Raw genomic sequence first — 24,346 nt, 5'->3', positions numbered from 1 at the left:
GCAACCAGCTGATGCCGTCCTCGATCGACACAGCGTTACAGGGGTGAAGCTGTCCGTATATCGGCCCCTACGTCCGCGACCGGCCGGTGCGGGTTTTGTGTATCGATTTCATAGATATCGCCCACGGCCCCGGTCGGATGGTGTACTTGTACTGTGAACGACAAGCCGTTCGTCCTATAACCGACACGGCCGCACGGTCTTCCCGGGACCGGGCAAGCGAGGCTATCGGGGAGGGTCCACGAGAAATCGGGCGCGCTGGGTGCCCGTTTCCGTCAGGAGGAGTCCATATGACCGCACGTACGCCGGACGCTGAGCCTCTGCTCACGCCCGCAGAGGTCGCCACGATGTTCCGCGTCGACCCCAAGACGGTCACGCGCTGGGCCAAGGCCGGCAAGCTGACCTCTATCCGCACCCTGGGGGGCCACCGCCGCTACCGCGAGCAGGAGGTGCGCGCTCTGCTGAACGGCATCCCGCCGCAGCGTGAGGGCTGACCCGCCCAGGGAATCTCGTCGTAGTGCCCAACGGGGGACGTACAGGCGACGCTCCAAGGGACGGGCCCCTTGGAGCGTTTCGCATAAGTAGCCCCCAACCTTGTGTTCACTCGGGTCACGACCCATACGGCGCCCCCGCCCCGAACTCCCGTTGGCGCCCACGTGGGAGAAAAACGTAACGCCCGCCACCTGGCCGATGTCCCAGGAGGCGGGCGTTGTCGTGCGCGCGACACGAAAGCCGGGTGCCGGCACCGCCTGTGGGGACGGTGCCGGCACCCGGTGCTCCGAGGCCCCGGTGGGGTGGGGGTCAGCCGCTGAAGGCCTCGAAGGTGTGCGCGAAGTCGTACGCGTTCTGCTGGATCGAGGAGCAGGTGGGTGAGGCCCACGACGACGGCTGCGCACACGCTTGGTCCCGCGTCAGCGACCACATGGCCAGCCGGCCGAGGTGGTGCTGCGCGGCGAACTGTTCGACGACCTTGGCGTCGGAGACCTGGAACACCTCGTCGGAGGTGTCGTTGACGCCGATCATCGGGGTGATGCCGACCATCGCCCACAGCTGGGCGTCGGCGGCGTCGGGGAAGACGGTCCGGAGCTGGTCGTGCACGGACTGCGCGGCCTGGTCGGCGTACTGGCCCATCTTCCCGGCCGGGCTCGGGGCGGCCCAGTCGCCGAAGTCCATGGCCATGATGTTGACCACGGAGACCTTCAGGCCGTTCTTGGCGGCCGAGGAGACGATGTTCACACCGTCCTGGGTCAGGCCGGAGGGCAGGACCGGCAGCGTCAGCGAGACGTCGAGGGTCTTGCCGGCCGCGGCGTAGTCCGCCTGCAGCTGCGCCAGCGCCTGGGCCCGGCGGGTGATCGAGGCCTGATCGGTGGTGGCCGCGCCCTCGATGTCGAAGTCGACGTGGGTGAGGCCGTAGGTGTCGATCACCGACTTGTAGGCCGCCTCCAGGCTCGGCACGTCGGTGCAGGCCTGGGCCAGCTCGGTGCCGTTGGCGCCGCCGAAGGAGGCGATGACGTCGCCGCCCTTGGCGCGCAGGTCGGCGATGCCGGCCTTCAGGCCCGCCTCGGACGCCGGGTCCGCGGTGCCGTTCCAGGCCGGCGTGCAGCCGCTGCCGCCGGCGAGCATGAAGGCCGCGGTGACGTACTTCGTGCCGGCCGCCGCCGCGATGGCGCCGAGGTCCTGGCGCTGGCTGGTGTCGACGTAGGGCGCGAAGCCGTAGGCGCCGCCGGATGCCGGTGGGGCCGGCACCGACGGCGCGGACGACGGCGGCGAGGCCGGCGAGGACGGCGCGCTGCCCGGGGCGGACGAGGGCGCGCTGCTGGGATTGCTCGAAGGCGCGCCGCTGGGAGGCGCGCTCGAGCCCGGCGCCGAGCCGGGGGCACTGCTCGGCGCCGAGGTCGGACCGCCGCCGGCCGTCCCGCCGCCGCAGGACGCGCCGTTGACCAGACAGTTCACCGGCTCGGCGGACCCGGAGGCGGTGTCCACCACGAAGCCGAAGGTGGCGCTGGTCCCGGTGGCGATGTCCCCGGCCCAGGACGGATTGGCGACCGTGATGTGCTGCCCGGCGGCCGTCATGGTGCCGTCCCACAGGGAGCTGATGCGCTCCCCGGCCGGCAGGTCGAAGGAGACGGTCCAGCCGTGCACGGTCTGGCCGGTCCCGTTGGCGATCGTGTACTGCCCCTGGAAGCCGGTGCCCCAGTCCGAGGTCTTGGCGAACGCGGCGGTCACGGTACCGCTGCTGCTTCCGGCCGCGCCGGCCGTGAAGGCGGCGACCGCACCGGCGCCGACGACGGCGGCGGTGGCCAACGAGATCCCGATGACGCGGGCGCGCTTCGACAGTCCCATGATCCTGTGGTGTCTCCTTGCGGTCGGGCGAGTAGGTGGTGGCACAGCGACTCAACCGCAAGGACGTTCGGACACGGAAGGTGGTTAAAGCGATCCGGTGGGGATCTTGACCGGGTCTTGGCACTCGCACGGGTGTTCTTGGGGTCTCCTTTACTTAGTTTGCGGGCCCTGTACCACGGGCACGCCTTCGGGCCCTGAGAAGACCTTCAGCAGCAGATAGAAAGCGGGCAGGATGACCACCATCCCGAACCCCATGGCGATCAGCAGCGCGTGCAGGTTCGCCGGCCCCGCCGCCGAGTCGCGCGCCGTGGCCGCGCCCACCGCCAGATCCGGGTACTGAGCCGCGGCCCAGCCGAGCAGCACGCCGACCACCGCCGTGGCGGCCGTCGCGCGGGCCAGGACGTAGTGCCGCTTCCAGATCACCGCGATCGAGCCGAAGCCGCAGACCACTGCCACGGCCACGAACGGGATCGACCGCTCGGTGAAGCGGTGCGCGACGATCGGCGCGTCCTGATACAGCAGCGGCAGCAGGGCCAGGCTGACGGCGCCGGCCAGCCCCGCCGCCCCGAGCGCCTTGCGCCGGAACGCCGGCACCAGGTCCTCGGTGTCCGGGTCGGTCCCGGCGTCGTGGCAGAGGTAGACGGCGGCCAGGAACGCGGTCACGACGACCGCGAACGCCCCGGCCACCAGCGTGAACGGCGAGCTGAAGGGCGTCAGCGGACCCGAGGTGGCGGTGATCTTGCCGGTGGCCAGCGCGGCGCCGCTGACGCCGAGCATGAACGGGGTGATCGACGAGGCCACCGCGAAGACCCGGCTCCACAGACTGTCCGGCCCGGCGGCGCCCTCACCGTAGGCGCGGTAGACGTACGCCGCCCCGCGCAGCACGATTCCAGCCAGCGCCAGAGCCAACGGCAGCTCCAGCCCGCGCGCGATGATGCCGAACGCGGTCGGGAAGCCGCTGAAGGTCGCGACGATCACGAAGATCAGCCACACGTGGTTGGCCTCCCACACCGGCCCCAGCGCGTGTGCGATCAGGCGCCGCTCGCGATCGGCCTGCCGGCCGCGGGCCAGCAGGTCCCAGGCCCCCGCGCCGAAGTCGGCACCGGCGAGCAGGGCGTAGGCGGCCAGGGCGCAGACGATCACGCCGAGCAGGAGGTTGACGGCGGTCATCGGGCTGCTCCTTCCAGTTCCGGGCTGGTCTCAGGGGTCTGGGGTTCCTCGGTCTGGGTTTCCTCGCCGGGGCTCTCCGGCGCGTGGTCCGGCGACTCAGGGTCTTCCGGCCCGCGCCCCTCCGCCCCCCGCGCGAGCTCCGGCGGCGCGCCGGTCGCCAGCCGGCGCAGGATCAGCACGAGTGCCGTGGCCAGCCCGAGGTAGACCACGATGGTGGCGATCAGCGACCACCCGATGCCTCCGCTGGTGGTCGCTGCCTGGCGGACCGTCATCCGGCCGTAGACGATCCACGGCTGCCGGCCGGCCTCGGTGACCTCCCAGCCGGCCAGCATCGCGGCCATCGCGGCCGGGCCGGTGAGCGCGCCGGCCAGCAGCCAGGGCCGGGACAGCGGGATCAGGGGGCTCACGCCCTTGCGGCGGCGCCAGAGGGCTGTCAGCGTGAGCAGGCCGGCGAGCCCGAGGATCGCCATGCCGCCGGCCACCATGGTGTCGAAGGCCAGGTGCACCACCGGGGTGGCCGGCTGCTGCTTGGGCGGCAGGATGTCCAGGCCGCGGATGGTCTTGTCGGTGCGCAAGCCCGTCAGCAGGGACAGGCCGTCGGGGATCTCGATGCCGAAGCGGGTCTTGCCGGTGCTCGGGTCGTAGATGCCGCCGAGGGTCAGCGGGGCGTGGCTCTGGGTGTGGGTGAGGGCTTCCATCGCCGCGAGCTTGGCCGGCTGGTACTTCTCCACCACGCGCGCGGCCAGGTCGCCGACCACCAGCTGGAACGGGGCCGCGGCCAGCACCGTGACCAGGCCGACCCGGAAGCCGCGCCGGTGGTAGTCGTCGCGCCGGCCGCGCAGCATGCCGACCGCGTAGACCGCGGCGACCACGCCGCCGGTGCACATGATCGCGGCCAGCAGCATGTGCAGCGACTCCGGCAGGGCCCCGGGGCCGGTGAGGGGCGCCAGCGGCTCGGCCGAGACGACCTTGCCGCCGACCTCCTTGACCCCGGTCGGCACGTTCATCCAGGAGTTCGCGGTGACGATGAACAGCGTCGAGAGCGTGCCCGAGATGGCGATCGGCCACAGCGTGAGCCAGTGCGCACGCGGTGACAGGCGCTTCCAGCCGTACAGATAGAGCCCGACGAAGATCGCCTCGGCGAAGAACGCGAAGGCCTCCAGCGTGAACGGCAGCCCGAGCACCCCGCCGTAGCGCGCCATGAACGCCGGCCACAGCAGCCCGAACTCGAAGGACAACACGGTCCCGGACACCGCGCCGATGGCGAACAGCACGGCCATCACCCGGGACCACTTGCGGGTCAGGGCCAGCCAGGTCGGGTCGCCAGTCTTCAGCCAGCGCCCCTCGGTGAACAGCAGCAGCCAGGGCAGACCCACCCCGAAGACCGCGAAGACGATGTGGAACGCGAGTGAGAACCCGGTCTCGACCCGGGCGTCGGTGAGCGTGCTGCCAAGCATGGGCACTCCATAGGTTCTACGGTTCGTAGAAGTTCTACCGGTTGTAGAGTAACCCCATGGCGAACGAGCGCGCGGGTGGCCCCCCGAGACTGGGTGAACTGGAGCGCGCGGTGATGGACGTCCTGTGGAACGCCCCCGACGGAAGCACCGCGCAAGAGATCGTGGAACGCCTGGCGGCCCGCGACGGCACCGCGGAGCTGGCCGCGACGACGGTGCTGACCGTCCTGGACCGGTTGCGCCGCAAGGACTTCGTGACCCGCGAGCGCGTCGGCCGCGCGCACCGCTACGCCGCGGCCCGCACGCGCGACGACGTGATCGCCGCCTCGATGCTCGCCGTCCTGGAGACCACCGACGACCGCCGCTCGGCCCTGGTGCGCTTCGCGGGCTCGGTGTCGGCCGAGGAGGCCGCGCTGCTGCGCGAGGCTTTGGCAGGGCTGGAGGAGTAGGCGGCGCGGACGGCATGACGTGCAGCGCGGCAGGTCTGGGAAGCTGGTGGCGATGAGCCTTCCGCCGACCGCCACAGGCATGCCGACCGCCATGATCCGGGCGGCCGGCCGTGTTCGCTGACGCCTGGCCCCTGGCCGTCCTCGCGGTCCTGCTCGCTTGGCCTGTACCGATCCTTCTGGCCCGCGCCGCCTGGCCGCGCCGCCACGCCCGGGCCGCGATCGCGTTGTGGCAGGCCGTCGGCATCGCCGGCGGCCTGGCGCTGATCGGTGCGCCGCTCGCGGTCGGGGTCGCGCCCCTGGACAAGCATCTGCGGACCGGCCTTGTCGTGCTCTGGCGGGACGCGTTCCACCTGCGGGTGCCCGCCTCGCTGGGGCTGCTTCAAGAGGCCGCGCTGGCGCTCGCCGCCGTCCTCACGGTTCGGCTGGTCGGCGTGACCTTGCTCTCAGCGCTGCGCATAGAACGGGACCTGCGGCGCCAGCGCGACGCGGTCGATCTCGCCGCCGAGCACGCCGACCGCCAACTGCGGGTCCTGGAACATGCCTCGCCCGCGGCCTACTGCCTGCCCGGGACGCGGCCCCGCATCGTCATCACCGAGGGCACCATCGCGGCCCTGGCCCCCGAAGAGCTCGAAGCGGTGCTCGCGCACGAGCGGGCGCACGCGAAATGGCGCCACGAACTCGTGGTCCAGCCCTTCGTCGCCTGGGAGTCGGCGCTGCCGCTGCCCCCGGCGCGCCGCGCCACGGCCTCGGTGACCGCCCTGGTGGAGATGCTCGCCGACGACCACGCCGCCCGCGCCGTCGGCCGCCCCGCGCTGGCCCGCGCGCTGGTCGCCATCGGCGGGACAGCCGGGCCGGTGCCGAACCAGCGCGCGGAGCACGATCAGGGCGCGGACGGTCCCGGCGCCGCCCGCGTCACGCCGACCCTCGACCGGGTGCAACGCCTGGTCAAGGCGCCCGCCGCGGCTTTGAGCGAGCGGCTCGTCGGGTCGGCGGCCTGGTTCGCCGCCGTCCTGCTCGTCGCCGGGCCGACCTGGTACGTCCTGCGCTGAGCAGGCCCTACCCGCCGAAGAAGGCCGCCGCCGCCGAGGCCAGCAGGTACGGGTCGTCCGCCCCGCCGAGCTCGCGCGCCGAGTGCATCGACAGCGAGGTGATCCCCACGTCGAACGTCGTCACCCCGAGCTTGGCCGCCGTGATCGGGCCGATCGTGGTGCCGCACGGCATCGAGTTCTTCCCCACGAAGTACTGCGTCGGGATCCCGGCGCGCTCGCAGACGTCGGTCCAGATCGCGCGGCCGAGGCCGTCGGTGGCGTAGCGCTGGTTCACGTTCGTCTTCAGCGCCGGGCCGCCGTTGAGCCGGGGCCGGTGGCCGGGCTCGTGGCGCTCGGGGTAGTTGGGGTGCACCGCGTGGCTCATGTCGCTGGACATGACCACGGTCCCGGCCAGGGCCCGCGCGTAGTCGTCCGCGCTCCCGCCGAGCTGCGCCTGGGCCACGCGCCCCAGGATGTTGCCCAGCAGCGGGCCGCCGGCGCCGGTGTCCGACTCGCTGCCGGTCTCCTCGTGGTCGAATGCGGCCAGCACCGGGATCGCCGAGGGCGCCCCGGCGGCGCCGGACGCCGCCGCGATCAGGGCCTGCACCCCGGCGTGCACCGAGACCAGGTTGTCCATCCGCGGGGCGGCGATCATCTCCAGGTCGCGGCCCAGGTAGGTGGGCGGGGTGACGTCGTGCAGCATCAGGTCGAAGCCCAGGACGTCCGCGGCCGAGACCCCGGCCTCCTTGGCCGCGAACTCGATCAGCGCGCCGTCCTGTACCGGGCCCAGACCCCAGGCCGGGGTCAGGTGCTGCTGCTTGTCCAGCAGCAGGCCGCTGTCGTTCACGCCGCGGTCCAGGTGGACCGCCAGCTGCGGCACCCGCATCAGGGCCCGGTCGACGTGCACCAGCGCCGCGTCGCCGCCGCGCAGCACCAGCCGGCCGGCCAGGCCCAGATCCCGGTCCAGCCAGGAGTTCAGCAGCGGCCCGCCGTACAGCTCGACCGCCACCTGCCGGAAGCCCGCCGAGCCGGTGTCCGGCAGCGGCTTGACCCGCAGGTTGGGGGAGTCGGTGTGGGCGCCGACGACTCGGAAGCCGGTGTGCGCGGCCGCGTCCTCCGGCACGTACCAGGCGATCAGCGCCGCGCCGCGGATCGCGTAGAACCCGCCGCCGCCCGCGCGCTCCCAGCCGGCGGACTGCCTGAGCTGGCGGAACCCGGCGGCCTCCAGCCGGGCGGCCGCGTTCGCGACCGCGTGGTACGGGGTCGGCGAGGCGGCGAGGAAGGCGAGGAGGTCGTCCGTGTGGGCGCGGTCGAATATCGGCATGGTTTAGAGCATAAGAGAACGGCGCCCCTGTCACAGTGTGTGACAGGGGCGCCGTTCCAGTCCGGGGCTACCGGCCGGCGCCGGCCCCCACCATCTCGTCGTCCAGGTCGCCGACCCGCGGCGCGCTGCCGGGGCCGTGGACGGCGGCCATCGCCTTGTGGCCGGGCCACCAGGCCTTGGCGCCCATCAGCGCGGTGAACGCCGGGACCAGGAACATCGACATGATGAACGCCGCGATGCTGATGCCGATCGACACCGCGAACCCGATCTGCTGCATCATCGACAGCCCGCCCAGCATCAGCGAGGCGAAGGTGCCGGCCAGGATCAGACCGGCCGAGGCCACCGAGGGACCGGCGTGCTCGACGGCCAGCGCCGCCGCCTGCCGGGGGTCGTTGCCCTCGCGGGCCTCCTCGCGGAGCCGGGAGATCATCAGGATGTTGTAGTCGGTGCCGATCGCCACCACGAACAGGTAGACCATGACCGGCAGCATGAACATCATGCCGGGCTTGCCCTGGATGTTCTGGAACATCAGCACCGAGGCGCCCAGGGTGCCGGTGTAGCCCAGCCCCACGGCCACCATCAGGTACAGCGGCGCGACCAGGGCCCGCAGCTGGAGGGCCAGGACCAGGAAGATCAGCAGCCCGGCGACCGGCAGGATCAGCGCCAGGTCGGAGTTGTTCGCGGCCTGGATGTCGGCCAGTGCCGCGGTCCCGCCGCCGACCAGCGCCGTGGTTCCGGCCGGGGCCGTGCTGTGCGCCAGGTCCTTGAGCGGGCCGTTGACCGCGTGCATCGCGGCCGAGGCGAACGGCGAGTCCTTGGTCAGCACCTGGATGTGCGCCGCGGTGCCGGCCGGGTTGTACTGCACCGTCTCGGCCTTGGCGCCGGCCGGGGAGCCCGGCTTGACCGGGAACGGCATCAGGCCGTCCAGCTCCGGCGAGGCCGTGCCGAGCTTGTCGGCGTAGGCCTGGACCTGCTGCTGGTTCAGCTGCTTGCCGTCTGTCGAGGTGAGGATCACGTCGGTGGCGGCCGTGGCGCCCTGGGCGAATCCGGCCTTCTGCATGTCCTTGATCGCGATCGTGGACTCCACGCCCGCCGGCATCTGCGACTGCTGGTCGTAGTCGGCCTTGAAGCCGACCGCGCCGACCGCCAGGCCCGCCATGATGACGAAGGAGACCGCGGCGACCGCGGCCGGCCGGCGGCCGACCAGCCGGCCCACCCGGCGGGCCGGGCCCGCGGTCGGGATCCGGCGCCACTTCTTGCCGGGCCAGAAGATCTTCGTGCCCAGCTTCACCATCAGCGCCGGCACCAGGGTCAGGCCGGCCAGCAGCATCACCGCGACCGCGATGGCCAGCGCCGGGCCCAGCGAGGTGAAGGCCTTGAAGGTGGCCAGGCCCAGGGCGACGAAGGCGATGATGACCGCGGCCGCGGCCGAGGCGATGGCCTCGCCGACCCGCTCCACGGTCCGCTCCACGGCCTGCTCGATCGTGTCCCCGGCGCGCAGCCGCTCACGCAGCCGGAACAGCAGGAACACGATGTAGTCGGTGCCGATGCCGAACAGCACCACGACCAGCATGATCTCCAGGAAGGACTGCACGTGCAGCCCGAAGCCCTTGGCCATCAGGGCGATGACCGGCTGGGACACCATCATCACCAGGAACACCGACAGGATCGGCAGCAGGACCGCGATGACGCCCCGGAAGATGAAGCCCATCAGGACGATGATCAGCAGCAGCGTGGCCATCATGACGATGCCGGTGGCCTTGTTCGAGGAGTCCGAGGTGTCCAGGCCCATGGCCGCGTCCCCGGTCACCTCGGCCTTCATGCCGGTGCCGTTCAGCTTGTTCGCCAGGTCCGCGCGCAGCGCCTTGACGGCGTCGCTGCTGGCCTTCTGGTCGCCCTGGTCGGCGGTCAGCTTGGCGAACATCAGCTGCGCGGTCTGCTTCGGCGCGACCTGCCCGGCCTGGACCCCGGCCACGCCGGTGACGTGGTCGTCCGTCAGCGTGCCGGCCAGGTCCGAGACCTTCTGCTGCTGGTCGGCCGACAGCGTGCCGTCGCCGACCGGGCGGATGACGATGGTCGCGACCTGCCCGGTGGCCGAGGGGAACTGGGCGTCCAGGGCGTTCATGGCCTTGACGGACTCGTACTTGGAGGGCAGGAAGGAGGACTGGTTGTCGTTGGTGACGCTGGACAGTTGCGGGCCGAGCGCGACGAGCGCCACGGCCGCGACTATCCAGCCGACGATGATCTTCCAGGGATTGTGGACGACGAAGCGTCCGAGTCGTCCGAACATGGGCGAACTCCTGTGGCGGTTCCGACTGCGAGATGATGGCGTGCTTCGCGATATGTCTTGTGCAAGCTTTCACAAACTTACCGTGCGGCAAGTAGACTGGGCTTCGAGAATCCGCCCCGAGAGGGTCCATGAGACGTAACTCACAGCCGGTGGCCCACGACCCCGGCGGTACCAGGGAACGCATCCAGCAGGTCGCGCTGGAGCTGTTCGTGCTGCACGGGTACGAGAAGACCTCGCTGCGCGAGATCGCCGACCGCCTGGGCATCACCAAGGCGGCGCTGTACTACCACTACGCGTCCAAGCAGGAGCTGCTGAAGTCGGTCACGCAGCCCTTGATCGACGAGTTCGAGGCCATGGTCGCCGGCGACCCCGACCCCGAGAGCCTGCTGCGCTCCCATGTCGACCTGCTGTACCGGCACCAGGCGGTCTTCCAGCTGGTCGCCAACGACCACGCCTGCCTGGCGGCCGCCGAGCTGGTGGAACGCTCGGCGAAGCTGCGGCGCGACGTCGTCCGGCGGCTGGCCGGACCCGATCCGCAGCCCGCCGACTACATCCGGGCCGCGGCCGCGTTCGGCGCGATATCGCAGGGCTTCATGGTCGCGCGGCGGGTCGAGCCGGAGGCTGATCCGGCGCTGCCGGACGTCGAGGGGGCCGCGCAGGCGGCCGCGGGGCTGCCGGCGCCGGCCGACTACCCCGAAGGGGAGGAGCTGACCGAGCTCCTGCTGGCGGCGGCGCTGGCGGTGCTGCGCTCGGGCCCGGGCCCGGAACCCAACGAAAAACCCTGATTCACCACCGCCCGCCACCTCTATCCTGGTGGCGATGGATCTCGCGCTGCTGAGGACGTTCCTCGCCGTCCACCGCGCCGGCTCGCTCACCCGGGCCGCCGCGGACCTCGGCGTGTCCCAGCCCGCGGTGACCGCCCAGATCAGGACGCTGGAGCAGCGCGTCGGCCGCGAGCTGTTCGTCCGGCTGCCGCGCGGCGTCGCGCCCACGGCGGCCGCCGACGAGCTGGCCCGGGCCGTCGCCCCGCATCTGGACGCGCTCGCGGCGGTCGCGCACGAGACGCTGATCCCGGACTCCGGATCACACGCCGCGGTCCGGCTCGGCTGTCCGGCCAGCCTCACCACGACGCTTCTGCTCCCGGCCCTCGCCCCCTTGGTGGACGAGGGCCTTCGCGTTGTCGTGGCCGGCGGGCGCGGGGAGGAGCTCGTCGCGCAGCTCGCGGCCGGGCGGCTGGACCTGACGCTGGCGGTCAGCCGGCCCCGGCTGCCCGGGGTCACGGTGCTCCCGCTGGCCGACGAGGAGTTCGCCCTGGTCGGGGCGCCGCGCTGGAAGCCGTTCGACCGCGCCGGCCGGGCCCCGCTGATCGACCTCTCCGAGGATCTTCCTTATATAGGCCGCTACTGGTCGTCCGTGTACGACACCCGTCCCCCTTCCGACGCCGCGCTGGTCATCCCCGACCTGCGCGGCGTTCTCGCCGCGGCGGTCGGCGGCTGCGGCGTGGCCGTACTGCCCCGGCCGCTGTGCGCCCCGGCGCTGGACGACGGGACGCTGGTCCTGCTCGACGAGCCGGAGATCCCGCCGATCCGGACGCTCTTCGTCGCGGTGCGCGGGCAGCGGGCCCGTTCGGCGGCCGTGGCGCGGGTCCGGGACCGGCTGGTCGCCGTCGCTTCGCGCTGGTAGCGGCCGCCGGTTGGCAAAGCGATGGTCAAGTCTGGGCCAAGAACCACCGGCCTGACGTGTGCCTGCCTGGGACGGTGCGCCAGAGCGGATACGGGCTTTGCTTGGGTGTTCTACAGTTGGCGCGTCTGCCCAAGGGGGTTCCGAGCACCATGGAGACTTGTCATCACTGCGGGACCGTCCTGCCGAAAACGCCGGGAGCCCGCTATTGCCCGAATTGCGGCGAGATGTCGTCGCAGGCCCCGGGCGCGGTGTCCGATCCGACGCAGGCCTACGCGGCCGTCGGCGCCGCCGGCCAGAGCGGTTATGACGGCCAGAGCGGCTATGACGCCCAGAGCGGGCCGGGTGCCCCGTCCGAGCACGGGATGACCTGGCAGCTGCCGGTGCCGCAGCAGGGCGACGCGACCCAGGCGACCCAGGCAACCCAGGCCATCCCGACCCAGGCCATCCCGGCGCAGAGCGGTCCGCCGCCTGAGCCCGACCCGTTCGCCCACCTGTACCGGCCCGATGGCGCCCCCGAGCGGCCCCGTCCGAACGCCACGCAGGTCATGTCGGCGGTTCCGGAGGACTTCGGCCGCTCGGAGTACCCGCAGCAGGCGTACGACCAGCCCGGCTACGACCAGCCGATCGACTACCAGGCGGCTGGCGGCGGCGCTTACGCCGAGCCCTATGAGGGCGGCTACACCGAGGACTACCCGGGCGAGCCCGGGGTGCCGGCCCGTTCCAACCGCAGCGCCAAGATCGGTATCGGGGTCGCGGCCGCCGCGGTCGGGGTGATCGTGATCTCCCTGATCACCCTCGGCGGCGGGAACTCGAGCCCGTCCGCGGGACCGGCGATCACGCCGGGGTCGGTCACCACCCCGACGGCCGCGCCGAGCTCCTCGGCGCAGTCGGCGGTCGCGAACAGCCCGGCCTCCTCGACCCCGAGCAGCTCGGCGAGCACGCCGGCCGAGCGGGTCCCGGGCCAGTGGCAGCTCGGCGACTCCGGCCCGGAGGTGAAGTGGATCCAGACCCGGCTGCATCAGCTGGGCCTGTACAACGGTCCGATCAACAGCACCTTCGACTCGGCCACCCAGAGCGCCGTCGCCGCGTTCCAGGCCCGCTCGCACGCCTCCGACCCCTCGGGCGTCGTCGGCCGCTCCACCAAGACCGCGCTGATCGCCGCGGGCAGCAAGCCGACCCTGACGCCCCAGCTGCCGAACATGCCCGGCGGCCCGTTCGGCGGCGACAAGCATCACAAGCCTGCCAGCGCCGCGGACGTCAAGCGGCTGCAGGAGGCGCTGGCCGCCGCGCTGAACACTGATGTGAAGGCCACCGGTCAGTTCGACATGGACACCTTCAGCGCGGTGGTGCAGTACCAGAGCGCCATGCACATGGCCGCGGACGGGGTCGTCAACGGCCCGGTGTGGTCGGCGCTGCAGCAGGGCAAGATCACGGGCTGAGCCCGCGGCACTGGGGAAGCGGCCGTCGCCTCGCGTCGGCCGCTTCCTGCCCGCCCGGGCCGCCTGCCGGGCCCGCGGCCCGACGGCGGCTAGCGTTTCTTGGCCGCCCGCAGTTCCGAGGCGTCCTTGAGGCCGACCTCGACCAACAAGGCGTCGCGCTCCGAGCGGGGGATCGACGTCCAGCGTTGGCCGCGCAGCGCGCCTTCCAACGCCAGCAGCATGTGCGCGCACTCATTGCCCTCGGCGGTGTCGGCGATCAGCTGCCACACCTCGATGGCGCCGCGCTCGCGGACCTCGTCCAGGGTGGTGACGCCGACGTCGCGCAGCCGCTGTGTCAGCACAGGCCCTATGTTCACGGCGTTCTGGATCGGGGTGACCGTCTCAGTCGAACTCACTCGTCCAGCCTGACCCGGGACACCGATGCGGGCATCCCGGACTGACCCGTCAGGGGAGCGGGGCCGTCGGGCGGTGTCTCAGACGACCGTCACTTCTTCCTCGGTGACTTCGCCGTCGAGGATCCGGAACGAGCGGAACTGGAAGTCGCCGAGTTTGTCAGTGTCGCGCGTGGACACCAGCACGTAATGCGCATTGGGTTCAGAGGCATAGCTGATGTCGGTTCGCGAGGGATGCGCCTCGGTGGAGGTGTGCGAGTGGTAGATGATCACCGGCTCCTCGTCCCGGTCGTCCATCTCCCGCCACACCTTGAACTGTTCGGCCGGGTCCAGGCGGTAGAACGTCGGCGAGCGCTCGGCGTTCGCCATCGGCACGAAGCGCTCGGGACGGTCCGAGCCCTCGGGGCCGGCCACGATCCCGCACGCCTCGTCGGGGTGGTCGCGGCGGGCGTGCTCGACGATCGCGTCGTAGATCTCCTGCGAGACGGTCAGCATGGCGACCACGGTAGGCCAACCACCCGATCGGGCGCATCGCCGCATCGCCTGGCGGGATCGGCGGCAGGGGTACAGGCATGACCACCGAGACTGGCCGCTCCGGCGGACCGAACCCTTCGGAACCGTCCACGGACTCACGCGTCGCGCCACGCATCGTGTTCATCGCCGCCGTCGCGGCGCTGGGCGGCTTCCTGTTCGGCTACGACTCGGCGGTCATCAACGGCGCGGTCACCGGCATCCAGCACGACTTCAACGTGGGCAGCGGCACCACCGGCTTCATCGTCGCCGCGGCCCTGCCCGGCGCCGCCGCCGGGGCGATCGCCGGCGGCTGGATGGCCGACCGCCTCGGCCGGACCCGCTGCATGCAGATCGCGGCGGTCCTGTTCACCATCAGCGGCATCGGCAGCATGTTCGCCTACCAGCCCTGGGACCTGACGATCTGGCGCATCCTGGGCGGCTTCGCCATCGGCATCGCCTCGGTGATCGGCCCGGCCTACATCGCCGAGATCTCCCCGCCGGCCTTCCGCGGCCGGCTGACCTCGTTCCAGCAGCTGGCGATCGTGCTCGGCATCGCGATCTCCGCGCTGGTCAACTACCTGATCAACCAGTGGGCCGGCGGCACCAACACCGACCACCTCGGCGGGCTGGCGGCCTGGCGCTGGATGCTCGGCGCCGAGGTGGTCCCGGCCGTGCTGTACGGGGTCCTGAGCCTGAGGCTGCCGGAGTCGCCGCGCTTCCTGGTGGCCAACAGCCGGGACGAGGAGGCGCGCACGGTGCTCGCCGAGGTCGAGGGCACGAGCGCGAACGTCGCCGACCGCATCGCCGAGATCCGCGAGCAGCTGGCCGGCGAGATCAAGCCCAAGGCGGTGGACCTGCTGACGCCGAGCCGCAAGAACCTGCTGGCGGTGGTGTGGATCGGCATCGGGCTGTCGGTGCTCCAGCAGTTCGTCGGCATCAACGTGATCTTCTATTACAGCTCCCTGCTGTGGCAGTCGGTCGGCATCAACACCTCCAACTCGCTGCTGATCTCGATGATCTCCGCGGCGGTGAACATCGCCGGCACCGTGGTCGCGATGGCGCTGGTGGACCGGATCGGCCGGCGTCCGCTGCTGCTGATCGGCTCGGTGGGCATGATGGTGACGCTGGGACTGGCCGCGTGGATGTTCTCCTACGGCACCCACGCCAACGGCAAGACCACGCTGCCCAAGGCGCAGGGGATCACGGCGCTGCTCAGCGCGAACGCGTACGTGTTCTTCTTCGCGATGTCCTGGGGCGTCGTGGTGTGGGTGCTGCTCGGCGAGATGTTCCCGAACCGGATCAGGGCGCTGGCGCTGTCGGTGGCGGCCAGCGCGCAGTGGCTGGCGAACTGGTTGGTGACGGTCTCGTTCCCGTCGCTGTCCCGCTGGAGCCTGGCCGGGGCGTACTCGCTCTACGCGATCGCCGCGGCGATCTCCATCCCCTTCGTGTACTACCTTGTCCGGGAAACGAAGGGAAAAACCTTGGAATCGATGGGCTAGGTGTCGCGTAAGGAGCCTTCTGCGTCGCAGGATGGACCCATGGGCCTTGACTTCCGCACCGACCCGGAGACCCTCCGCGAGATCGTCGACGATCCCGCGTCGCTGGCCGCCCGGATCGAGACCCTGGCCGCCCTCGACATGGACGAACTCCCCGACGCCCGCTCCGAATACGCCAACCTCCTGCGCATCGCGGGCCGCCTCGACGAGGCGGCCCTGGAGGCCGAACTCACCCTGGCCGCCGCCGACCTGGCCGGCGACCTGCGCCGCATGGTCCGCGCCACCCTCCTGCTGGGCCACGTCCGCCAGTGGCGCGGCGAATGGGACCAGGCCGACACGATGTTCCACCGCGCCGAGAAGCTGGCGCTCTACCTGAAGGACGACCGCCTGGTCGCCGCCGCCGCGCACCACTCCGGCCGCAGCTTCTACGACCAGGGCAAGCACGTCGAGGCCGCGCTGCGGTTCCGGCTCGCGCTGGAGATCGACCAGCGGATCGGGAGCCCGAAGCTGCCGGCGGTCTGGGAGGCGTTCGAGGCGGCTATGGGGAAGTTGTAGGGGGCTGCGGTGGGGCGGCGGTCAGGGCTGCCGGACCGCCGGGCCGCCAGGTCCCCCGGCCTGCCTGCGCGCCGCGCCTCACACTCCCCCGAGCCGGAACCCCGCGACCGTGTACTCCGGATCAGCCCGCCGCACATCCTGCGCCGGCAACGCCTCCAGCGCGCGGCAGATCTCTGTCACGCGCGCCGGATCGGCCCGCCTCGCCCACCCGATGTCCTCCCGGACCCGCTGTGCCCACTCCCGCGGCGACCGTCCCTGACCGTGCCCCACGTACCGTGCCGTACCCGCCGGTTCCAGACCCGCCTTGCCCGCCAACTCGCGGACCCGCTCGCCGTCGTCGCTGGCGGGCGGGGCCAGCTCGCGGCGCGCCGCCCGCATGATCTCGCCGACGTCGCTGTCGCTCTCGAACTGGGCCGAGTCCTTGTCCACCGTCGTCACCAGAACTCCGCCGGGGCGCAGGATCCGGGCCGCCTCGGCGACGGCCGCCGTCACCACCGCTTCGTCGACCAGGTGCAGCAGCCACATGAAGGTCACCGCGTCCGCGGCACCGGCGGCTATCGGCAGGCGTGTCGCGTCGCCGCGGACGGCTCGGCCGATTCCACCGAGGCGGGGCCGGGCCAGGGCCAGCATGCCGGCCGCCATGTCCACGCCGAGCACCGTGCGGCCGGGGGCCGTCAGGAGTTCCGAGACGATGCCGGTGCCGCAGGCGACGTCCACCAGGACCGCGCAGTCCCCCGGCACCAGCTCCAGTACCGCGCCGGCCGCCGCTCGCGCCCGGGCCACGCCGCCTCGCGTCCGGTCGTAGTGCGCGGCCTCAAGATCGTAGTCAAGCACGCCCGTAGTCAAGCACGCTCGTAGCTGAGAGCGCGCGCGAGAATACGGCGCCTACTCCCCGCAGAGTACGCGCGCGACCTCCTCCCGCCGGACGCCCGTCTGCTTCCGGCGAGGGCAGGATCGGATTAGACAGACAGGAACGCAGAACTCCTACTCAGGGAGAACCCATGCACCCCCGCACCTTCCGCTTCGCCGTCGTCGCGGCCCAGGCCCCGACCGCCCAGGCCTGGCAGGGGCTGGCCCGCCGGGCCGAGGAACTCGGCTACGACACGCTGCTGGCCCCGGACACCATGACCACCCTGGAGCCGTTCACGGCCCTGGCCGCCGCCGCGACGGCCACCGAGCGGCTGCGCGTGGGCACGTTCGTCCTGCCCGTGCCGTTCTACACGCCCTCGGAGATCGCCTGGCGCGCGCTGGCCCTGGACCTGCTCTCCGGCGGGCGCTTCGACCTGGGCCTGGGCGCCGGCCGGCCCGGCGCCGAGGACGAGGTCGTGCACCGCGAGCGGCGCTTCGGCACTCCCGCCGAGCGCGTGAAGCAGCTCTCTGACGCCATCCACATCGTCAAGGAGGAGCTGGCCGCGGCGGCCGCGAGCCCCTCGCCGCTCAAGCCGGTCCAGAAGCCGCACCCGCCGATCCTGGTGGCCGCCGCCGGCCCGAAGATGTTCCAGCTGGCCGCCGCCGAAGCCGACATCCTCACCCTCGGCCTGAGCCCGGCCACCACCGAGGACGGCCTCGCGGCGAAGATCGCCGAGCTGCGCGCGGTCGCCGGCGCCCGCTTCGACGACCTCGAACTCAGCCACAACCTGGCCGGCGTCGGCACCGAGCTGCCCGCCTACCTGAGCCAGCAGATGGGCATGGACCCCGCCGAGCTGATCCGCACCGGCGCCCCGTCCATCCTCACCGGCACCCCGCAGCAGATGGCCGACACGCTGCGCCGCCGCCGCGACGACCTCGGCATCTCCTACATCGCGGTGAACGGGATGTTCATGGAGAAGCTGGCGCCGGTGGTGGAGACGCTGGCCGGGAGCTGAGTGGCGCGGGCCTTGGCCGGCAATTGGGGCGCCCCTGCAGCCCCACACCGACCCACACACAAGTTAGAAGCGCCGCACTTGGCCGGCACACGCCGCCCCGGCTAAGCCGGAACCCGGTCGGCCGGCATCCCCGGCCCGATCTCGGCCCGGATCTCCGCCGGATCGTCCACGACACCGCAGTGCGCGCACACCGTCTGCTGCGTGACCCCGGTGCCGCACACCGAGTGCACGTACAGGATCGGCGGCTCCCCGTCCGTCGCCCACTGGTCGCCCCACTCCGAGAGCGCGACCAGCGAGTGTGCCAGTGCCCGCCCCTTGTCGGTCAGCAGGTATTCGTACTGCTCCGGCTGCCGCGAGTACTGGTGCCGCTGCATGACGCCCGTCTCGACCAGGCCGTCGAGGCGGGACTTGAGGATGTTGGTCGCGATCCCGAGGCTCCGCTGGAAGTCGCTGTAGCGCGTCGCGCCGGCGAAGAGCGCGTCGCGGACGATCAGCAGGCTCCAGCGCTCGCCGACCACCTCCAGCGTCCGCGCGATCGAGCAGACCTGCGAGTCGTACGTCTTCCCCAGCATGGTCCCAGTGTACCGAACCACTTGCATGATGAAAGTTGGTCGTCGTACGCTGCTTGCATGATGCAAGTCACAAGGGAACCGCAGGAACGGCACTACACCACCGGCTTCACCGTCGACCGGACGCCCCGCGAGGCCTACGACGCCGTCGTGAACGTGCGCGGCTGGTGGTCCGAGGCGGTCGAGGGGACCGCCGACCGGGTCGGCGGCGTCTTCGACTACCGGTACCAGGACGTCCACCGCTGCAAGGTCCGCATCGCGGAGCTCGTCCCGGACCGGAAGGTCGTCTGGCACGTCGAGGAGAACTACTTCGACTTCATCGAGGACCAGGCCGAATGGACCGGCACCGACATCGTCTTCGAGATCCTGCCGACGGACGGCGGCGCCGAGCTGCGTTTCACGCACGTCGGCCTGGTCCCGCAGGACGAGTGCTACGACGTGTGCGCCAACGCCTGGGCCGGCTACATCGGCGGCAGCCTTCGTGCCCTGATCGAGACCGGCCAGGGGCATCCCAACCCGAAGGCGGACGGAGACGCCCCGGCGCACCAGGACGCGGCCACCGTCATCCGGGCCGAGCGCGCTCGGGACTAAATCAGGAAACGAAGAGGCGCGTACTCGTACCACGGCTCGACCAGGATCCGCGCCGGCTGGTCGAAATGCCCACGGCAGCTGACCCGGTAGTACAGCATCCGCCGCGTCGTCTCCGACTCGTTCCCCCCGATGTTGTGCCCGAGCAGGTAGTGCGCGAGCAACAGGTCGCCGGCGCGCGCGGTGACCTGTTCCGGCTCGGGCAGGTCGATGTCCGGGTACGCGCAGTACGCCTCGACGCCGAGTTCCCGGAAGTACTCCGCATGCCTGCGGTGCGTCCCCGGCCAGACCCACAGGTTGCCCGAGTTCTCACTCGTCTGGTCCGTGACGAACACCCCTGCCAGCATGGTGAAGGTGTTCGGCATGAAGCCCGGCGTCGGCTCGCTGATCGCGGCGTCGATGTGCGGCCGTCCCGGCTGGTGCGGGTGCGGCGGGATGTTCAAAGCCACCTGCACCTGCCACGGCGCCTCCAGCAGCCCGGGGTCCGCCAGCGCCTCGGCGTGCGCGAAGGCGCTCGTCCCGTCGGGCCCGGCATCCATCAGCGGTGCGATCAGCGCCGGCTCGTCCTTGGCGTTCGGGAAGTAGAAGTGGTGTCCCACATGGCCTTCGAGCGGCGGTTCGGCGGCGACCAGCTCGTCGATCCGGCGGTTCGCGCGGTCGACCAGCTCGGATCGGACGACACCCGGGACGACCAGGTATCCCCGCTCGACGAACTCTTTCAGCTGTTCATTGCTCAGCACCCGGCCAGCCTAGGCAGGGCGCCCAGGACTCTGCGACGGGTTTTACGCCGTCACGGCCGCGGCCGGCGCCGGGCGGACGGCCGGTGACCAGCCCGGACCGCGCAGCACGTAGCCGAACCGGGCCCGCCAGTCTTCGGCGCCGCGCACATCCCGCGCGATCGCGGCGTATTCGTGGACTGCGACCCGCAGCGGGTTGTACGTGCCGATGTTCTTCGTCAGGCCGTACTGCACCGGCTCGCCCTCGGGCTCGAAGGAGCGGAACAGCCGGTCGAAGACGATGAACACGCCGCCGTAGTTCTTGTCCAGGTAGCCCTGGTTGGACCCGTGGTGCACGCGGTGGTGGGAGGGGGTGTTCATCACCAGCTCGATCGGCCGCCACATCTTCCCGATCCGCTCGGTGTGGATCCAGAACTGGTACAGCAGGTTCATCGCCGCCGTCGCGAAGATCATGTACGACGGGAAGCCGGCCAGCGCCAACGGCAGCAGGAACACCGTGTTGCCGACGCCGGTCCAGGTCTGGCGCAGCGCGGTGGACAGGTTGTAGTGCCGGCTGGAGTGGTGCACCACGTGCGAGGCCCACAGGATGCGGACGCGGTGGTTCGCGCGGTGCTCCCAGTAGTAGAAGAAGTCGTACGCGACGAAGAGGATCAGCCAGCTGGTCAGCGAACTGCCGATGCGCCACGGCGAGACCGCGTGCACGCCGGCCACCGCGGCCACCGTCACCAGTCCCCAGCCGAGGTTGCAGACGATCGAGCCGATGCCCATCGTCAGCGAGGTCGTGGTGTCCTTGACGGTGTAGCCCTGCTCGCCCGGGTCCGGGAAGAACCGCAGCGAGAGCAGCTCCAGCGCCATGAACAGCACATAGAACGGGATCGCGAGGGTCGTGAGGTCTATGCCGTCGATCACACGGCGCATGTTACTGAGCGGTAGGGCAACTGGCCAGAGCCGGCGCCCTATCGCTCCTTACGATTCGATACCGGCCGGACGCTCATAGCGTCCGGCCGGTGTCTCAGAACGGCCACGCGGGTCCGTCACCGGCGGCGAGCAGACCGAACATGGTGAACACCTTGTCCGAGAAGCCGCCGATCTCGAACCGGTTCTGCTTTCCGGGCGGCAACGCGCTCGGGCCGTAGCCCGTGGTGTTGATCCCGAAGACCGGCACCGTGTCCGGGATGAACGCGTCCGCGCCCTTGTCCCGGTTGTAGTAGTACGGGAACGTCTGCATGTCGCTGACGATCACCACCCGGTCGTGCTCGTCGTAGGAGTTCGCGATGGCGTCGACCATGCGCGTTCCGTGCCCGACCTCGCCGGAGCGCTTCGTGAACGCCTCCACCGCGCGCAGCACGCTGCCGCCCTTGGCGAGTTCGTGCGTGAACACGCCGTCGGCGAAGCCGACCAGGTCCACGTCGCCCAGCCGCCCGGAGCCGGCCGCGCGGTCCGCCAGCGCGACCCCGATCAGCGCCCCGATGTCCAGGTGCGTGACCATCGAGCGCGCCGACACCCGCCCGGTCATCGACCCGGAGGTGTCGACCAGGACCAGGGTGCGGCCCGGCAGCTCCGGGATGCCCGCGATCGCGTGCCCCAGCGCGCCCTCCAGCGCGTGGCCCCACCGCAGCGACGGCGCGGCCTTGTACGCCGACAGCCACCGGTACGGCAGCATGCGGGACCGCGACACCTGGGCGGCGTCCAGGAACCGCGAGCAGACCTTCCAGGCCGCCTCGTCGGCGACCCCGGCCTCGTCGAAGTTCCGCAGGTTCCGCGCCAGCGCCATCAGGCCCATCGACGGGATGACCGCCTCCCAGGCCGCCCGGTCCATCGGGCCCTGCAGCCAGCCGGCCAGCGCCTCCCAGGTCATGCCGGCCTCGGCCAGCCGCTCCGGACCACCCCCGGTACCCTCAGCAACCCCAGCGAGCAGCGCCGGGCGCCGCTCGTCCACCGGCAGCGAGAGCAGCCGGGCCCGCGCGGTCAGCATCGGCAGTGCCTCGGGCACCGGGTTGTCCCGGTTGTGGCGGCGGTCCAGCGCGTGCCGGAACAGCTCGCCCTGCCACGGCTTGTCGTCCGCGGCGGCCGGGTGCACGAGGTCGATGACGTCGCCGAACCGGAAGCCCTTGGAGTCCGAGTCGTACTTCGCGAACGAGTACTCGGTGTACAACCGCTTCACGGCGTCGGCCACGCCGCGCTTCACCGGCTTCGGGAGCGCGCGGCCGTAGCGGCCGGTCCAGTACGCGAGCACCTCGCCGGGCTCGTCGGCACGCTGGCACGCGGCGGCGATCAGCTGCCGGCCGTGCCCGGGGGCGCCGGCGTCCAGCCGGGCCCGCACCGCCTCGCACGCCGCGACGATGGCCGCGCTGCGCATGTTCGCCGCGCCGCGCAGCCAGGTCACGAAGCGCAGCATCCACTCGGGGTCGGTGACGGCGACGGCCCGCACCAGCGTGCGGTACCGCTCGTCGCGGACGTCGGCGGACTCGTAGAAGGTGTCCTCGCCGACCATGTTGGTGACCGCGAGCAGGAACAGGTCCGACTTCGCGTCGCGCTTGTAGGCCTTGCCGCCCTCGAAGGTGGCGGTGGACTTGGTCGCGGCCTTGTTGAACTTCACCATCAGTGGACCCCCGAAAAGATAGAGCACTCCCGAGATCAGATGTCGGCTGCGGGCTCGTATAGCGACATATCCACTAGTCCATCGTCTTCTCGCGAAGACGAGCCGGGATCGAACCGGCGCCTCTACCTTGGATTGAAGTATCCGCTGCCTGCGCACCGGGGTGCCCTCACAGGATGCTGGTGACGCCCTCGGCCGCGCCACCCTTTTTCCTTTACGCCGAAGCGGATTCCGGAACGATTGCCGCCACCTCGGGTTCCACCGTGATTGCTTTTGCCTTCCTGGGCTTGGCGAATCCGGCGAACACCAGCACCGCCCCGATCCCGGTCGCCGCCGCCGACCACACCATGCCGGTGTGCATCGCGTGCACGAACGCGAGGTCCGCCTGGTGCGCCAGGCCCGGGATGCCGTTGTGCCGGGCCACGTTCCGGGCCATCTCCGCCGACGTCTCAGCCTGCTGCTTCACCGCCGCCGGCAGGCCGGCGACCGAGCCGCTGATCGCGTGCCGGTAGCCGATCGACAGGACCGTGCCGCCCAGCGCGATGCCCAGCACACTGCCGGTCTGCCGCATGGTGGCGTTCACGGCGCTGCCCGCGCCGGCCTGGGCCAGCGGCAGCGAGCCCAGGATCGCGCCGGTCAGCGGGGCGATCGTCATGCCGATCGCGGTGGCCTGGACGATGGCTATGGCGATGTAGGCGGGGATCGGCATCTGCAGTCCGATGCGGGAGAAGACCGCCAGCGTGATCGTGGAGACCACCAGCGCGGTACCGCTGACCCGGCGGACCGAGGTGCGGCGCGCGAGCTTCGCCGCCAGCGGCCCGCCGACCACGACGCCGAGCGCGCCGGGGATGCCGATCAGGCTGGCGCGCAGCGCCGAGTAGCCGCGGGCGCCCTGGAGGTAGAACGCGAAGTAGAAGCCGCTCGCGCTGAGCGCCAGGAACAGCAGCGTCAGCGTGACGTTGCCGGCGGCGAACTGGCGCAGCCGGAACAGCCGGGGGTCGAAGCTGGGGTGCGTGCGGCGCAGTTCGACGGCCACGAACGCGGCGGTCAGCGCCAGCCCGGCGACGACCGTGCTCCACACCTGCGGCTCGGTGACGGTCCCGTCCTGGCCCGCGCGGATCAGGCCGTAGGACAGCAGGCCGAGGCCGGCGGTGGACAGCACCAGGCCGGGGAAGTCCAGCCCGCGCTTGGCCGGCGGCTGGAAGTTCGGAACCGTGCGCGCGATCGCGATCAGGCCGACCACCACGACCGGCACGTTGATCAGGAACACCGAGCCCCACCAGAAGTTCGCCAGCATCAGCCCGGCCAGCACGGGTCCGGCGGCGATGCCGACCCCGGCGAAGCTGCTGAGCACGCCGAAGGCCTGCGGACGCTTCTCGGGCGGGTAGGTGAAGCTGATCACCGCCAGGGTCGCCGGGATCAGCAGCGCGGCGCCCAGGCCCATGACCGCGCGGGCCGCGATGAGCTCGCCGGTGCTGTGCGAGTACGCGGCGAACACGGAGGCCAGGCCGAACAGCGCCATGCCGGCCAGCAGGGTGTTGCGATGCCCGAAGCGGTCGCCGAGGGCGCCGCCGGTGAAGGTGACGGTGGCCAGCACCAGCGTGTAGGAGCCGGTGGCCCACTGGAGCTGGCCCGGGGTGGCGCCCAGGCCACGCACCGGGTCGGCGAGGGTCTCGTAGGCGGTGGACAGGACGGTGCCGTCGATCCAGATCAGGAGCTGCGCGAAGATCAGGACGGTCAGGATCAGGCTCTGCCGGCGGCCGGACGGCGGGCCGGCGGTGGACGTGGCTGCGGACATGGCTGCGGGACCCCCCTGGGTCTGTGTGGCTTCGTCTGTGCGGCTTCACGGAACGGC

23 protein-coding genes are annotated in these 24,346 nt (G+C 71.5%); 10 read left to right on the top strand and 13 right to left on the bottom strand.

Annotation, left to right across the window (positions count from 1 at the left end):
* Positions 1 to 287 precede the first annotated feature (287 nt).
* Complete coding sequence (gene bldC / locus ABIA35_RS01035) at positions 288 to 491, top strand: developmental transcriptional regulator BldC (RefSeq protein WP_012784549.1); 204 nt, start codon at positions 288 to 290, stop codon at positions 489 to 491.
* Positions 492 to 798: 307 nt separating this feature from the next.
* On the opposite strand, the gene ABIA35_RS01030 is transcribed toward bldC, so the two are convergent.
* From ABIA35_RS01030 to ABIA35_RS01020, 3 genes are all read right to left on the bottom strand, one after another.
* Entirely contained in the window at positions 799 to 2,340 is a 1,542-nt protein-coding gene (locus ABIA35_RS01030) for a cellulose binding domain-containing protein (RefSeq protein WP_370356119.1), read from the bottom strand.
* A gap of 150 nt (positions 2,341 to 2,490) precedes the next feature.
* Complete coding sequence (locus tag ABIA35_RS01025; protein WP_370356118.1) at positions 2,491 to 3,510, bottom strand: cytochrome d ubiquinol oxidase subunit II; 1,020 nt, start codon at positions 3,508 to 3,510, stop codon at positions 2,491 to 2,493.
* A complete protein-coding gene (locus ABIA35_RS01020; protein WP_370339970.1) occupies positions 3,507 to 4,967 on the bottom strand; it encodes a cytochrome ubiquinol oxidase subunit I in 1,461 nt (486 codons plus the stop codon). The genes ABIA35_RS01025 and ABIA35_RS01020 overlap by 4 nt, the downstream gene beginning before the upstream one ends.
* 56 nt (positions 4,968 to 5,023) lie before the next feature.
* Here ABIA35_RS01020 and ABIA35_RS01015 point away from each other — a divergent pair, with 56 nt between their 5' ends.
* On the top strand, positions 5,024 to 5,413 hold the full coding sequence (locus ABIA35_RS01015; RefSeq protein ID WP_370339971.1) for a BlaI/MecI/CopY family transcriptional regulator: 390 nt from the start codon (positions 5,024 to 5,026) through the stop codon (positions 5,411 to 5,413).
* 110 nt (positions 5,414 to 5,523) lie between these two features.
* Positions 5,524 to 6,462, top strand: coding sequence for a M56 family metallopeptidase (locus tag ABIA35_RS01010; RefSeq protein WP_370356116.1), 939 nt, complete (start codon positions 5,524 to 5,526; stop codon positions 6,460 to 6,462).
* Between the two features lie 7 nt (positions 6,463 to 6,469).
* Here ABIA35_RS01010 and ABIA35_RS01005 read toward each other — a convergent pair whose 3' ends face one another.
* Together ABIA35_RS01005 and ABIA35_RS01000 are read right to left on the bottom strand one after the other, a co-directional pair.
* On the bottom strand, positions 6,470 to 7,765 hold the full coding sequence (locus ABIA35_RS01005; RefSeq protein ID WP_370339973.1) for a M18 family aminopeptidase: 1,296 nt from the start codon (positions 7,763 to 7,765) through the stop codon (positions 6,470 to 6,472).
* Positions 7,766 to 7,832: 67 nt separating this feature from the next.
* Positions 7,833 to 10,055, bottom strand: a complete 2,223-nt coding sequence (locus ABIA35_RS01000) for an MMPL family transporter (protein ID WP_370339974.1) — start codon at positions 10,053 to 10,055, stop codon at positions 7,833 to 7,835.
* 128 nt (positions 10,056 to 10,183) lie between these two features.
* Between ABIA35_RS01000 and ABIA35_RS00995 the strand changes: the two genes are divergently transcribed.
* The 3 genes from ABIA35_RS00995 (at position 10,184) to ABIA35_RS00985 (ending at position 13,177) form a co-directional block, all read left to right on the top strand.
* Entirely contained in the window at positions 10,184 to 10,840 is a 657-nt protein-coding gene (locus ABIA35_RS00995) for a TetR/AcrR family transcriptional regulator (protein WP_370339975.1), read from the top strand.
* A gap of 34 nt (positions 10,841 to 10,874) precedes the next feature.
* Positions 10,875 to 11,738, top strand: coding sequence for a LysR family transcriptional regulator (locus ABIA35_RS00990; RefSeq protein WP_370339976.1), 864 nt, complete (start codon positions 10,875 to 10,877; stop codon positions 11,736 to 11,738).
* A 224-nt stretch (positions 11,739 to 11,962) separates the two neighbouring features.
* Positions 11,963 to 13,177 (top strand): peptidoglycan-binding protein, encoded by a 1,215-nt coding sequence (locus tag ABIA35_RS00985; RefSeq protein ID WP_370356114.1) that lies wholly within the window; start codon positions 11,963 to 11,965, stop codon positions 13,175 to 13,177.
* Positions 13,178 to 13,266: 89 nt separating this feature from the next.
* Here ABIA35_RS00985 and ABIA35_RS00980 read toward each other — a convergent pair whose 3' ends face one another.
* Both ABIA35_RS00980 and ABIA35_RS00975 read right to left on the bottom strand, forming a co-directional pair.
* Positions 13,267 to 13,572, bottom strand: coding sequence for a TfoX/Sxy family DNA transformation protein (locus ABIA35_RS00980; protein ID WP_370339978.1), 306 nt, complete (start codon positions 13,570 to 13,572; stop codon positions 13,267 to 13,269).
* A gap of 78 nt (positions 13,573 to 13,650) precedes the next feature.
* Positions 13,651 to 14,064, bottom strand: a complete 414-nt coding sequence (locus ABIA35_RS00975; protein ID WP_370339979.1) for a Mov34/MPN/PAD-1 family protein — start codon at positions 14,062 to 14,064, stop codon at positions 13,651 to 13,653.
* A gap of 77 nt (positions 14,065 to 14,141) precedes the next feature.
* Here ABIA35_RS00975 and ABIA35_RS00970 point away from each other — a divergent pair, with 77 nt between their 5' ends.
* Both ABIA35_RS00970 and ABIA35_RS00965 read left to right on the top strand, forming a co-directional pair.
* Positions 14,142 to 15,581, top strand: a complete 1,440-nt coding sequence (locus ABIA35_RS00970) for a sugar porter family MFS transporter (protein ID WP_370356112.1) — start codon at positions 14,142 to 14,144, stop codon at positions 15,579 to 15,581.
* Between the two features lie 39 nt (positions 15,582 to 15,620).
* A complete protein-coding gene (locus tag ABIA35_RS00965) occupies positions 15,621 to 16,133 on the top strand; it encodes a tetratricopeptide repeat protein (RefSeq protein ID WP_370339981.1) in 513 nt (170 codons plus the stop codon).
* 78 nt (positions 16,134 to 16,211) lie between these two features.
* Here ABIA35_RS00965 and ABIA35_RS00960 read toward each other — a convergent pair whose 3' ends face one another.
* The gene (locus ABIA35_RS00960; RefSeq protein WP_370339982.1) at positions 16,212 to 16,967 is read right to left on the bottom strand and encodes a class I SAM-dependent methyltransferase; all 756 of its coding nucleotides are present in this window, start codon (positions 16,965 to 16,967) and stop codon (positions 16,212 to 16,214) included.
* 167 nt (positions 16,968 to 17,134) lie between these two features.
* Here ABIA35_RS00960 and ABIA35_RS00955 point away from each other — a divergent pair, with 167 nt between their 5' ends.
* Positions 17,135 to 17,998: a TIGR03621 family F420-dependent LLM class oxidoreductase gene (locus tag ABIA35_RS00955; protein ID WP_370339983.1), complete on the top strand. Its 864-nt coding sequence runs from the start codon at positions 17,135 to 17,137 to the stop codon at positions 17,996 to 17,998.
* A 101-nt stretch (positions 17,999 to 18,099) separates the two neighbouring features.
* Here the strand turns inward: ABIA35_RS00955 and ABIA35_RS00950 are convergent, their stop codons facing one another.
* Positions 18,100 to 18,570, bottom strand: a complete 471-nt coding sequence (locus ABIA35_RS00950) for a winged helix-turn-helix transcriptional regulator (protein ID WP_370339984.1) — start codon at positions 18,568 to 18,570, stop codon at positions 18,100 to 18,102.
* A 57-nt stretch (positions 18,571 to 18,627) separates the two neighbouring features.
* Between ABIA35_RS00950 and ABIA35_RS00945 the strand changes: the two genes are divergently transcribed.
* A complete protein-coding gene (locus ABIA35_RS00945) occupies positions 18,628 to 19,158 on the top strand; it encodes an SRPBCC domain-containing protein (RefSeq protein WP_370339985.1) in 531 nt (176 codons plus the stop codon).
* Here the strand turns inward: ABIA35_RS00945 and ABIA35_RS00940 are convergent.
* The 4 genes from ABIA35_RS00940 to ABIA35_RS00925 all read right to left on the bottom strand — a co-directional run bounded on the left by ABIA35_RS00940 (position 19,155) and on the right by ABIA35_RS00925 (position 24,289).
* Positions 19,155 to 19,895, bottom strand: coding sequence for a phytanoyl-CoA dioxygenase family protein (locus ABIA35_RS00940; protein ID WP_370339986.1), 741 nt, complete (start codon positions 19,893 to 19,895; stop codon positions 19,155 to 19,157). The two genes, ABIA35_RS00945 and ABIA35_RS00940, sit on opposite strands and share 4 nt — an antisense overlap.
* Positions 19,896 to 19,937: 42 nt before the next feature.
* Positions 19,938 to 20,810 carry a sterol desaturase family protein gene (locus ABIA35_RS00935; RefSeq protein ID WP_370339987.1) on the bottom strand — a complete coding sequence of 291 codons (873 nt, stop codon included), beginning with the start codon at positions 20,808 to 20,810 and terminating at the stop codon, positions 19,938 to 19,940.
* A gap of 94 nt (positions 20,811 to 20,904) precedes the next feature.
* The gene (locus tag ABIA35_RS00930) at positions 20,905 to 22,494 is read right to left on the bottom strand and encodes a TROVE domain-containing protein (RefSeq protein WP_370339988.1); all 1,590 of its coding nucleotides are present in this window, start codon (positions 22,492 to 22,494) and stop codon (positions 20,905 to 20,907) included.
* 211 nt (positions 22,495 to 22,705) lie between these two features.
* Positions 22,706 to 24,289 carry a DHA2 family efflux MFS transporter permease subunit gene (locus tag ABIA35_RS00925; RefSeq protein ID WP_370339989.1) on the bottom strand — a complete coding sequence of 528 codons (1,584 nt, stop codon included), beginning with the start codon at positions 24,287 to 24,289 and terminating at the stop codon, positions 22,706 to 22,708.
* Positions 24,290 to 24,346 lie beyond the last annotated feature (57 nt).

It is taken from the genome of Catenulispora sp. MAP12-49 (assembly GCF_041262705.1).
Classification (GTDB): Bacteria; Actinomycetota; Actinomycetes; order Streptomycetales; family Catenulisporaceae; genus Catenulispora.
This window is presented reverse-complemented; position numbering and strand designations above follow the sequence as displayed.